We start from the raw sequence: 12199 nt of genomic DNA on the forward strand, positions 1-12199 counted from the left end.
CCGGACCAGACCACATCCGATTATTTCTTTGACCGCGTATCCGTAACTGTTTTGCCACCATCGCCTTCTACAGTGACGCTCGCATCGCGGCTATGGTATACCAGCGCTTTCCCTGAAATCGAACCGCGCACCTCATCCGTAATCCGCGGCGGAACCGTCGCCGATCCTGTCAGTGTAAAGGTGCCGTCCTCTCCACGATATACAAGCTGCTCGCCAGTACCGCGGCGATCAGGCCAGTCAATCCTCACCTTTCCCGTCGCTACGAGATGATCGATCGAACGCTGCGGCTCATGAGTGGCGTTACCCTGCGCAGACGCATGAGAAGCGGAAGACCGGGGTGTGAGTGTTACGTCAACCTGCTGTGCCAAGATGGTAGACAGGCCATCGGACCCCGTGGCCTGAGCGACTACGTTTGGTAGCAACCCGCTCTGAAAGACGGCGAGATGTTCACCGTCAGAGTAGTGAAGCGAGCCACTTCGGACACGGATCAAAGATGGAGCGTCGGAACTCTTTGCACCGGGGCTCGCAGATCCTTTATTGGAGTTCCTAGGTGTGCTCAGCGCATTACCTAAACTTCCCATCAGCACTGTCTTAACAGGGCTATCTACACCGCCAGCCTGCGCATCAAGTGTCTGCTTCTGCCGATTCAATGTAATCACCGGAGCGGCCACAGAATTAACCCCCTGCCAGAGACGCACATCTCCATGCAGCGCATCGGAACTACCGCTCCCGCCATGCAGAACCACTTCCTGCGTGGACTTATGCAACTCCGCTTCTGCGGCAACCGCATTCAGCGGGTCATTCGCTCCTGAATCACTTCCTCTATTTCCTAATAGCGAACTTCCGGGCGCAGCCGTTCCTGAAGTTCCCGCAGATACCCAGCTGATGCGAACGTTGCCTCGCGCGAGCCCATCTCCGGAAGCACGAGACAGATCGATCCGGTCAGCAGCAATGTCCATCCCGCCATCGCGAACCCGCGGGCTTCCAGACAAATACACCATCTGGTTGGAGCCGTTATATTCCGACCGCTCCGCGACTGCCCGCACTGAGGTCTGCTCGGAACTCCGGCCATCGCGAGCCGCCGCGTCCTGAATGAGAATGACATGCCCGGTCTGCACGATAGATGCCACCTGCGACGCATCCACTCCGCCGCCAGATGTCGTCTTTCCACCACTTTTTCCCTGTGGAGACCCAGCCGGGAAAAAATGAACCTCGAGTTGATCGGAACTTCCGCTATCGTGATCGCCTTTGACTCCCCGCTCGTCAAAACTCACTCGACCTGACGCATTCAGTTCAGATAATGCGTGGTCTGAACCGAGTTCAGCCGTCAGCGCATCCGCGGACAACCGCGAAGGTAAAGAGACACCGTTTGAAGTTGTCTCAGACGTAACGGTCACTCCGCCATTTCCCTGTACAGTACGCGCCTCAACATGAGCCGATGACGCATTCGCCTGCCTCTGGCCATTTTTGTTCGATTGATTCGTCTGTGATGGCTGAGGAGCAAACGAAATATCCGCGGTCTGTGACTTCCATGTGCGAGTCACAACAACCGGCACATTCTTTGCGGAGACAGATTGCTGCCGCGAATGAAACTCCACACCCTGCTCAAGATGAGCCTGGCTTAACTGTCCCTGTTTATCGAACGTGAGATGAGCAACCGGAGAGGTCCCCTCAACCGTTCGATCCGGCTGTGTCAAACCAAACTTCGTTCCTCCCTGCAAAACGCCCTTTGCCGGATGATTCTCCGCATCGAAATCAAGCGTTCCATTCGGAGCCGTAATGAGGCCGCCCTTTTCCGTCTTGAGCGTGACCCCCTTTGAACCATCCAGCTTCGAAATCGAGCCATCATCACGCAGATACAAGAGCGCGTATCCGCTCTGCGCATTGTCTCCATTGGAATCAGCCTTTGCATCGGTCAGCAGGCAGGTCATCGCATCGTGCTCAAACTCCGCATGCGCTGCGTAGATATTCACTGGAGCCTGCGCCGTTGCGGCGTTTCTCTGCACATGAATCTGCACATCGTGATCCAGTACCAGGCTGCCATTCTGCGAGTCATACGTCGCTCCGTTTGCCGACCCGCTTCCCTGCCGCAGCGCAAAATCCACGTGTTGCGTGGTAGTCGCGATTCCCTCTTTTTGATGAAAGACCAGACCACTGGTCGTTACATGAATCTGCTCGTCCGTGATCGCCTGAGGCAAGCCATGCAATCCGGGATTGGTTGATGCCGCCGAATTGCCTGCCGCGGAGCCGTGTGCCGCACCTGATTTATTAGCCCCTTGAGGCGTGCCTTTCGAGCCAGCCTTCGTCTTCAAGCCAGGCATCGGCATCTTTGCCACCGCGGGCTTTTCCCCTGGCCGCACCATTGTGATCTCCACTTCACCTGCGGCTGTGGCAATCCCCTGGCTTGGGTTGTACTCGAACTCCTTGCCCGAGATCGTATCCGTACGGGTACCGTCCTCACCGTAGAGTTCAATCCGAACATCCTGCAACACAGCACTGCCGTCGCTCTTGTGCTTGATTGCGCGGTTGGCATGGATCTTAAAAATCGTCTTGCCCTTGCGCGTCTGTGAGTAATCGACCCCATCCGCCTGCTGCACAATGTTGATGCCAAGCCGCCCTGGAATGTCTTTCTCGATATAGCGACGCACCCATTTGCCGCCAATCAATACAGCAGCAATCACCAGCACCAGCAAAACGCCACCGATGAGCACCAGCGTACGCAGCCGCTCAATCGTGATCCGGGGCTTGGATGTGGCGACACTCATTCAGCGACTCGATTCCAAATCATTCCCATCAACACAAAGATCGGCCCCGGCCAATAGCCCGCACTCGATCCGTGACCGTGAGATCCATGATCTCGAGAACCATGGCTGTGGGAAAAAGCATTGACGAACAGGTTTCATTGCAGGCGATTCAGGCGAGCCACCAGCCTCGATGCGAGCGTCTCCCCCAGTTCAGACCACATCAAGCGCGCGGACGCTTGCGACTCTTTCTCGATCGCGTTGGTCAACTCCACAAGCTGCCGGACATTCTCTTCCATGCAGCGAACCGCCTCTTCCGTGAGCGTTGTATTCTCCTGCAGAAAAGGCGCGTCGTTCCCAAAGTCGATCCGGATATGCCCTTCCTGCTCGTACGCTCCGTCGTCAAAGTTTGGACCGTACCCCAGCACTCGCACCAGCCTCGTGGTTTTCACCCAATTCGGCCGCGGACCACCGTTTTCCTCCGGCTCCCAAAGCGTCCATCCGATCTGGAATTCGTAGGCGTAATCATCGTGCAGCAGTTCCAAAGCCTGATCTACGGCGTAATCGATCCTCGCCTGGTTTTCTCCCAGACCGTAAACCTCCTGAAAAGCCGCAGCTTCACGCCAATTCACTGGCCAGACCGTCGCCGAGAATACCCCCGGTTCGCCCCCAAATCGTTGGAATTGCTGCAGCACCTGAACAAGCTTGTCATCAAGCTGCTCCAGGCGAAATTGCGGATACCAGAGGCTGAGGGAAATGCTGTCGGACATATCTATCAATTTTAGACGTCAATTGCTCCGGCATGGATTCTCCCAATCGACCGGAAAGGCAAGCCTCATAGCGGCGGTATCATGCGAAGGTGTGCGCAGCAGCGCTCTTTCGGAGAATTGTGAACAACTCCTTTATCTTTCGGTGGTTCTTCCATGCAAATCTGATCGTTTTGGTAACTGCTCCCTTGATTCTGGCGCCGCGCATGGCATCCGCACAGGATCGAGCCTTGCAGTTCGCCGAACTGGGCACATGCAAACTCGACGGCGGAGCCCAGATCGAAAACTGCCGCCTCGGCTATCGGACCTGGGGCACGCTAAACCCCGAGCACACGAATGCGGTCGTCTTCCCGACATGGTTCACCGGCACAAGCGAACAGATTAGCGGCAACGTCGGCCCAGGAAAGCTCGTCGATCCCGCAAAGTACTTCGTCGTAGCAATCGACGCGTTCGGTAACGGAGTTTCCTCTTCGCCCTCCAACAGCACCGCTCAGCCTCGACTGAAATTTCCAGCCTTCACCACTCGCGATATGGTCCGCGCCGAATACCGTCTGGCCACGGAAACGCTGCATCTGACCCACGTGCACGCCGTGATGGGCATCTCAATGGGCGGCATGCAGACCTTTGAGTGGATGGTGGATTACCCGGACTTTATGGACCTCGCCATTCCAATCGTAGGATCGACTCGCCTGACCTCCTACGATCTCCTCCTATGGCACGGCGAAGAAGACGCCATCCGCACCAATCCGGCATGGGAAAACGGTAATTACACCGGCCATCCTGTCTTCCCGCAGATGGAAATCCTCCACGACATGAACCTGACCACTCCCACGCACTACGCTCGCGAGATCACATTAGCCGATTTTGATGCGCACTACGCCGGATATTCCAAACCGAGCCTGGGCCAAATGGACCCCAATGATCGCATCTACCAACTCGAAGCCATGATCCATCATGACGTCGCTCACGGTGGGAACCTCGAAGATGCTGCGCATCAAGTCCATGCAAAGGCCCTGGTCGTCGCCTCCGAGCAGGATCACATGGTCAATCCGACTCCTGCTCTCGCATTTGCAAAGTTGCTCGGCGCAAAGACCTTGCTTTTGACCTCAGACTGCGGCCATCTCGCGCCCGGCCGTGAAGCAGACAAACTGAACCCGGCTGTCGAAACATTCCTGGACAATCACTAATTTGAAGTCGGCAGACCCCTCAGGCAATCACGATTTCACTGAAATCCGCAATTCCCGATAAGCCCTCAAGCACAAACCGGATCAGCGCCAGTCGTGCCGCGCGCACCTCGGCCTCTGACGCCATCACCATCACCTTGTCGAAGAAAGCATCCACCGCAGGCCGTAGCGAAGCGATGGCCTCAAGCGCCGCAAGATAATTCTTCTTCTGGCGCAACTCCGTCACATCCGCAGCTATCTTCGAAGCCTGGGCCAGCAGGGCCTTTTCCTCTGGTGAGCTCAATAGCCCGTCCGTCGGTCGGGTTGTGCTTACAACTTCACCCTTTTCCGCGGCTTGCCGAAGAATATTCTTAATTCGTTTGAACGCCGCTGAGATAGCCAAGAAATCTTCCGAGCCGCGCGCAGCGGTCAAAGCCTCAGCCCGAGCAATGGCGTCGCGGACATCATCCGCATCTGCTGCCAACGTAGCGTTCACCACGTCATAAGCGAAGCCACGCACGTCGCTTAGGTAGAAATTCAGGCGCTCCACGAAAAACTCGTGAACCCCAGCCGACGCCCTCGAATCCTGACTATCTGCCGCAGCAATGACATCCGAAATCCGCAGCGGCAGTGCCGACTCCGCCAGTATCTTTACAATCGCATTCGCGGCACGGCGAAGCGCAAACGGATCTCGCGAACCGGTCGGCGCATTGCCAATGCTGAACATCGCCGTGATCGTATGAACACGGTCAGCCAGTCCCAATAGCTGCCCTTCGACGGTTTCCGGAATCACATCATCCGTTGACTCGGGCACATATTGTGAATAGATCGCTGCCGCAGCCGTCTCGCTTAACCCCTGAGCCTTGGCGTACAGGCCGCCGATAATACCCTGCAGCTCCGTAAACTCCTTCACCAGTTCAGCGGTCAGATCGGCCTTGGCCAGCTTTCCGGCAATCTCCAGAGCCGCGTAGTCATACGCAGTAAATCCGCGCACCTGCAATAGCTCATGTAATTTTGCGATCACTTCGAGATTTCGTTGCGTTTTCCAGCCGTAACTTCCCAAGTCCTTCTGGAAAGTCACTGCATTCAGCATCGCAACGCGGTCTGTCAGCGATACCTTCTGATCTGTCTCCCAAAAGAACTGCGCATCCTTGAACCGCGACCTCAAGACACGCTCGTTGCCGTGCCGAATGATTGCTTCTCCTGCCTCATCGACCTGTGTATTCAATACTGTGAGAAAATGTGGCGCCAGCTTTCCTGCGGCATCTTCTACCGCAAAATACTTCTGATGGTCACGCATCACCGTTACCAGTACTTCTTCCGGCAGGGCCAGATACTCTGCCTCAAAACTGCCGTAGAGCACCGTGGGCCACTCCGTCAGTTGCACCACCGTTTCGACCAGCGCCTCATCCTCGCGCCAGCGCGCTCCAGGCGTCGCCGTGATCGACCGCGTTACTCGATCCAGCGCCTTACGAATCGTGTTTCGGCGTACCGCAACATCCGCCTCGACGAACCCGCCTCGCAAAGCGTCAAGATAAGCTCCCGGAGTTTCGATAACGATCGGTGAGCTGCCATGCAGTATCCGGTGCCCCCGGCTCTGATTCCCAGCCTTGATACCGGCGATCTCAATCGGCAGAATCTCCGAATCCAGCAGCGCCACTACCCACCGAACCGGACGCACAAACCGCTCCGGCTTGCCCGCGCGCCAGTACATATTCTTGGCCCAGTAAATTGACAGCACTTCTTTCGGAAGCTCAGCAGCCAGTACCTCCGCAGTTGCGCGGCCCTTGCGCAGCACTGAAGCAGACACATACTCACCCTTGGCGTTGCTGGTCTTCTCCAGTGCCGATAGATCCACGCCCGCTTTCTTCGCAAATGCCTGCGCGGCCGGACCCGGCTCTCCATTCGGAAAAGCAATCTTCCACGACGGCCCTGTCAACACTTCCTGCACATCGGGCTGCGCCTGCGCCAGACCTTCAACGCGCACCGCCAAACGGCGTGGTGTTGAATAGGCGACGATCTTTACATCTCCATCAGCAAGCCGTTCACGCGCAATCAGTTCGCCAATCCTGCGACCCAGCTCTGCCTCGGCTCCGGTGATCATCCGTGCCGGAATCTCCTCAAGGCCGATCTCCAATAAAAACTCTGCCATATCTCGACTAACTTTCCTTGAACGCTTAAAAAGCTCGCTGAATTAAGCAGCCTGCTGCAGTGCGTACGCCTTTGCCACACCCACAGCCAATGTGCGAATGCGCCCGATGACTCCAACACGTTCCGTCACCGAAACCGCGCCACGGGCATCGAGCAGATTGAAAAGATGTGAACATTTGAGTGCCAATTCGTACGCCGCCAACAACGGAAACCGCTTCTTCTCCGCGACATCAGCCGCGTCGTCACCCATCAACCGGTTGGCCCGCTCCAGAAGCTGCGCCGCCTCGCTCTCATATAACCGAAAGTGTTCCCACAACTTGTCGACTTCCGCCATTTCGAAGTTATAGACCGAGAACTGCACTTCTTCTGCCAGCCGCACTTCGCCGTAGGTCACTGCAACTCCCGTATCCGGGTCACGCGCCCACACAATGTCATAAATCGAATCCACATCCTGCAAGAAGGCTGCAATGCGCTCCAGGCCATACGTCAACTCAGCGCACATCGGGTCCAGATCGAGGCCGCCGCACTGCTGAAAATAGGTGAACTGAGTAATCTCAAGCCCATCCAGCATCACCTGCCAGCCAACACCCCACGCGCCGCCCGCAGGCCACTCCCAGTTGTCTTCTTCAAACTTGATATCGTGCCGCGTCAGATCGATGCCGATCGCTTCCAGCGACTCAAGATACAACTCCTGCACATTCACCGGCGGCGGCTTCAAGATGAGCTGGTACTGGGTGTGCTTGAACAGCCGGTTGGGGTTCTCGCCATAACGACCATCCGCAGGTCTGCGCGATGGTTGGGCATAGCCCACCCGATAAGGCTTCGGCCCCAGCACCCGTAGGAACGTCTCTGGAGACATTGTCCCCGCTCCCACTTCAACGTCATAGGGCTGCTGCAGGATGCATCCCCGCTCAGCCCAGAATCGCTGCAGCCGGAATACCAGCTCCTGAAAGGTCAACGGTGATTTCTTTTGAGATACGTCAAGGATGGATTGCACGTCAGACACAAAGAACTCTCTCGGGCGAATAAACTCTCTCAATTCTACCCAAGCTACACGGCCATCCAGGAAATCAGAGCCGCATCAAGGCTTCACCTGAGCGCATACGCCGCTCCAGATGCCGCTCCAGCGCCTGCAAGGTGAACCTGCGCAGGTCCTGTCCTCGCCGCCGCGGCCACGGCTCCTGCGCCAATGCCGTCACTGGTTCACGCAAAATCCGGTGCGCCAGTTGCCAGGAATCTCCTGCCAGCATCTGCCCGCTGCCATGCCTGTGCACCATGCAAAACAACCCGTCGAGCTGCGGATGAAAATTCGCCTCGCCCATATGCAGCCGCTCCCCGCACGCGCTGCACACCGACAGATCCGGCAGCCACCCCATCAGCCGGATCATCCACAAGGAAAAATAAGTCAGCGGCATCCACGGATTCTCGACCGTGGTCTGATCCAGCACGGCTAACACCAATCGAAAAACCGTCTCATGCGGATCGTGCTCCGGCAGCGCCTCTTCCAACACCTCGGCATAGAAACTCAACACCGCCGCGCGCACGTAATCGACCGGCAGAGCCAGCGGCGAACGCAATGACTCAAGCTGATCCAGCCGCACCAGCTCTCGCCGGGGCTTGTCTGCAAAGTAGGCCCGCGCCAGCGTCATCGGCTCCAGCGCGCCTCCGAAGCGTTTGCGGCTCTTGAGAGCCGCTTTGGCAACGCCCTTCACCTTGCCGTAATCGCGCGAAAAAAAACTGACGATCAGGTCAGCTTCCTGCACCGGCCATGTGCGGAGAATCAACGCGTCGGAGGTAAGCAACACCATGTTGATACTTGTACCGCAAGTGCACCGGAACAGCATCCGGCAGCACGCGCCCTTCTTTCAGGCGGGTTTCGCGCAAAAGAAAACGCGCATCCGGCAACGTGCGGAGGCGCGTTCTTCTTCGTAATACGATCGAACCGCGTTAGCGGCCGAAGTGCGCTGAGTTCTTCTCGCTAAAGTGAGCCCACTTCTCGGGCAGATCATCGGCTGCGAAGATCGCCGAAACCGGGCAGGCCGGAACACAGGCGCCGCAATCGATGCACTCAACTGGGTCGATAAAAAGCTGGTCGGCATCGCCGTGGCCATCTTCATCTTTTTTAGGGTGGATGCAATCGACGGGACAGGCATCAACGCAAGCGGTGTCCTTCGTTCCGATACAGGGTTCTGCAATCACATAAGCCATGTTGTCTGCTCTCCAAAACTTTGGTGCTCTGGTGGTTCAACTCGCTCATAGTAGCACACGGCCCTACCCGTTGGGCGCGCTGCAACCTTCATGGTTTCAAAGCTGATTCTGGTAGTCCCACACCGCGATACCGCTACGCGATTTCTCCAACTTTATCTCTACTTTGCATCATCGATCTGCGCGCGTTTAGCCGCATATTCCACGGCGGAGGGCAGCGGAGCCAGATTGCGGCCTGTAAAAAGATCGTCAAAAAGCTTCAGCAGTTCCCCGTGAACATGCTGATTCGAAGCCATAATTTCCCGGCTATCAAGCTTGCGGTAGTTGCCCGAGAAATCCGTCACCATGCCGCCTGCTTCTTCCACCAGCAGAATTCCCGCCGCAGTGTCCCACGGGTTCAGGTTAAACTCCCAGAACGCTTCCATCCGTCCACATGCCACATATGCAAGATCCAGAGCAGCCGAGCCAGCCCTGCGTACCCCATGCGTACGCATGGTGATCTCATGGTAAAAGTGAATGTTGGGATTCTCGTGCCGCTTCCGACTCGGAAACCCGGTGGCAACCAGCGATTCTCCAAGACTTTTAGCCGTCGATACATGAATCGGCCTGCCGTTCAGCTCCGCACCCTTGCCGCGTTCCGCCACAAACATCTCCTCTCGCAGCGGATCGAAAATCACCCCGGCAACAATCGGACCGTCCTTCTCAGCCGCCAATCCAGCAGGTCGATGTTCCAATCCCATCGAAATGCAGAAATGAGGAAATCCGTGCGCGAAATTCGTCGTCCCATCCAGCGGATCGACATACCAGCGATACTCCGCATCCAGGTGGTCGCGGGCTCCTTCTTCGCCGTAAATGCCATGACTGGGAAATGCCGCCAGCAGCGCTTCCTGTAAAAACGCCTCCACCGTACGATCTGCAATAGTGACCAGATCTACATCGCCTTTGTACTCGGTAGCCACACCCTGCGCAAAAAAATCGCGCAGCTTTGCCCCAGCCTGTCGCGCAATCTCCATTGCGCGCGGCGTCCATTCGAACCAGTCATTCCCCAGCCCCGCAATTCCACGACTGCCCTGTCTGGACGTCATGATGCAGAACCGTCGCGGTTAAGCCGCCTGCGGGTCAGCTCTGTGATCGTTCTGATTTGATGTTTGTAGATGAAGAGGTTCGGCAGACCCTCCCGGGTCACGCGGACCATTCCGTCATCAAAATATTCAATCCAGCCATCTACATTCTCTCCATCGCGAAGCTGAACACGTACATTTACCTGGCGTTCGCTCAGCGAGCGCAAATAGAGAGCTTCCTGACCGGTATCGCCAGGAGGAGGCGTACGGGAGTATCGGGGACGTGACAAGGGGGATGTCATGAGTTGATTGTAATGTGACGGCAGAAGTCCCGCTTTGGTTGCATCCTTGAGGAAGTTGCAGGTCAAACCCAAATTACTGAGGACTTGCCTCTAATCCGAGGAGGGGTGGGAATCGGCGTAATACCCTGTCCGATAACGAATATCAAATGCTTCGGCCGCTGCCCTTGGAACCGTGACGTGAATGCGATGAAAATTCACTCCGGGTTCCTGGTGCGCAGGATAGTACCCGAGCAGATACTGTGTGCGCAGGTCTTCGGACACTTTTGCAAACGCAGCGTCCAAGCCACCCGACTCAGCATAAAAGTACTTTCCGCCTGTCTGCTCCGCCAGAGTAATCATGGCGTGCTCGCCGCCTGTATCACGGCCCGCGCTCGCGGCAATCGGCACGTCAATGATGCTGTAGACCATTACCTCGCCGCGCAGCGCATGTTCCAGGGCATCGGCATACGTTACCGTATCGGCCGTATCCCCGCCATCTGAAACCAGGACAAGGATTTTACGCGTTGATTTTGACCCTTGCGACAGCTTGGCCAGTGTATCTGACGCCAGGAAGATCGCGTCATAGAGGGCCGTAGCCTGCCCTCCACGCAGGGTGGATAATCCCCGGTCGATCTTTGCCGGTTGATTGGTAAAGCCCACCACCTGGCGCACGTCATTGGAGAACTCCAGCAGGCTCATTTGATCCTGCTGGCGCAGCAGTGCATGCGCAAACTTGTGTGCCGCCTCCTGCTCCAGCGGCATATCCTTGTGCACGCTTCCGCTGGTATCGATCGCCAACACCAGGTTGAGAGGCAACTCCGATTGCCGTTCAAAAACCGAAATCTTCTGCGGTCGCCCATCCTCGGTAATCGCAAAATCTTCTTTCGTGAGTCCGCCGACGATAGCGCCATTTGCATCGGTAACGTTTGTAAACACCGATACCAGTTTCACGTTTACGTGCAGCGTAAACGTGTCATCCTGCTGCTCCGGCGCATTCGACTGCCCCCACAGCAGCGCTGGCCCGGCAACCGCCAGAAGCGTTACGAAAAAGAACCTGCTGCGCATCACGGCTTAGACTCCGCATCCGACAGGATGTCGTTGGCCGCTCCCAGGCTCAACTCTGGTGGAAACGGCTCTCCATCCGCCCAAACCACGCCATCGGCGAACGTCTCCTTCTTCCAGATGGGCACTGTCTTCTTCAGCGTATCTATCAACCAGCGGCAAGCATCGAAAGCGGCTGCGCGATGCGCTGAGGCCACTACAATCAGTACGCTTGTTTCACCAATCTCCAAGCGCCCAAGGCGATGTACGAGCGTCACTCCGCGAATGCCGAATTGCGCCCGGGCCTGCCCAGCCAACTCTGCGATCCGCTTTTCAGCCATCTCTTCGTAGGCTTCATAATCGAGGTAAAGGGTGCGCCGCCCGCGGGTGTTATCGCGCACAATACCGTCAAAAACCACTACGGCGCCGTCGCTCCCCTGCTTGACCTGATCGATCAACCGCTGCGCATCGATAACTTCGCGTGTCAGGTACGTAAGCTGCATCCCAGCTACATCTTCGCTGCCACCTGAAACCGGAGGAAGCAGACCCACCTGATCGCCCTCACGCAACAGATGGCCAGCCTCGGCATATTCTGCATTCACGCTCACGGCAATTCGAGGCAGCAGATCGCTCAGCCGCGCATCCTGGGGTGCTTGCTCGCGCAGCAAGCCAAGCAGATCGGCGACCGTCGCATCGCTTGGAACTTCGATAGGCCCCGTCTCCAGAAAATCCTTGAATATGCCGAAGGGGAGTAGTTGTACGCGCATCTTTCTGAACAGAATACCCTGT

At 56.8% G+C, this 12199-nt stretch carries 11 protein-coding genes; 1 reads left to right on the forward strand and 10 read right to left on the reverse strand.

What is annotated here, in order from left to right; all coding sequences use genetic code 11:
- Positions 1–20: 20 nt before the first annotated feature.
- The gene (locus tag OHL22_RS03135; RefSeq protein ID WP_263333089.1) at positions 21–2765 is read right to left on the reverse strand and encodes an LptA/OstA family protein; all 2745 of its coding nucleotides are present in this window, start codon (positions 2763–2765) and stop codon (positions 21–23) included.
- A gap of 134 nt (positions 2766–2899) precedes the next feature.
- On the reverse strand, positions 2900–3511 hold the full coding sequence (locus OHL22_RS03140; RefSeq protein ID WP_263333091.1) for a hypothetical protein: 612 nt from the start codon (positions 3509–3511) through the stop codon (positions 2900–2902).
- A gap of 119 nt (positions 3512–3630) precedes the next feature.
- Here OHL22_RS03140 and OHL22_RS03145 point away from each other — a divergent pair, with 119 nt between their 5' ends.
- On the forward strand, positions 3631–4695 hold the full coding sequence (locus OHL22_RS03145) for an alpha/beta fold hydrolase (RefSeq protein WP_263333093.1): 1065 nt from the start codon (positions 3631–3633) through the stop codon (positions 4693–4695).
- Between the two features lie 19 nt (positions 4696–4714).
- Here OHL22_RS03145 and glyS read toward each other — a convergent pair whose 3' ends face one another.
- The 8 genes from glyS to OHL22_RS03185 form a co-directional block, all read right to left on the reverse strand.
- On the reverse strand, positions 4715–6823 hold the full coding sequence (gene glyS / locus OHL22_RS03150; protein ID WP_263333095.1) for a glycine--tRNA ligase subunit beta: 2109 nt from the start codon (positions 6821–6823) through the stop codon (positions 4715–4717).
- Positions 6824–6865: 42 nt separating this feature from the next.
- Positions 6866–7828: a glycine--tRNA ligase subunit alpha gene (locus OHL22_RS03155; protein WP_377819790.1), complete on the reverse strand. Its 963-nt coding sequence runs from the start codon at positions 7826–7828 to the stop codon at positions 6866–6868.
- Positions 7829–7892: 64 nt separating this feature from the next.
- Positions 7893–8630 (reverse strand): DNA repair protein RecO, encoded by a 738-nt coding sequence (recO, locus tag OHL22_RS03160; RefSeq protein WP_263333097.1) that lies wholly within the window; start codon positions 8628–8630, stop codon positions 7893–7895.
- A gap of 139 nt (positions 8631–8769) precedes the next feature.
- Entirely contained in the window at positions 8770–9030 is a 261-nt protein-coding gene (locus OHL22_RS03165; protein ID WP_263333099.1) for a 4Fe-4S dicluster domain-containing protein, read from the reverse strand.
- Between the two features lie 158 nt (positions 9031–9188).
- The gene (locus OHL22_RS03170; RefSeq protein ID WP_263333101.1) at positions 9189–10112 is read right to left on the reverse strand and encodes an inositol monophosphatase family protein; all 924 of its coding nucleotides are present in this window, start codon (positions 10110–10112) and stop codon (positions 9189–9191) included.
- Complete coding sequence (locus OHL22_RS03175) at positions 10109–10315, reverse strand: RNA chaperone Hfq (protein ID WP_263333103.1); 207 nt, start codon at positions 10313–10315, stop codon at positions 10109–10111. Before OHL22_RS03175 ends, OHL22_RS03170 begins: the two co-directional genes overlap by 4 nt.
- A 165-nt stretch (positions 10316–10480) precedes the next feature.
- The gene (locus OHL22_RS03180; RefSeq protein ID WP_263333105.1) at positions 10481–11434 is read right to left on the reverse strand and encodes a VWA domain-containing protein; all 954 of its coding nucleotides are present in this window, start codon (positions 11432–11434) and stop codon (positions 10481–10483) included.
- Positions 11434–12177: a molybdenum cofactor biosynthesis protein gene (locus OHL22_RS03185; protein WP_263333107.1), complete on the reverse strand. Its 744-nt coding sequence runs from the start codon at positions 12175–12177 to the stop codon at positions 11434–11436. The genes OHL22_RS03180 and OHL22_RS03185 overlap by 1 nt, the downstream gene beginning before the upstream one ends.
- Between the last annotated feature and the right edge of the window lie 22 nt (positions 12178–12199).

The sequence above is a fragment of the Acidicapsa dinghuensis genome (assembly GCF_025685685.1).
Taxonomy (GTDB): domain Bacteria; phylum Acidobacteriota; class Terriglobia; order Terriglobales; family Acidobacteriaceae; genus Acidicapsa; species Acidicapsa dinghuensis.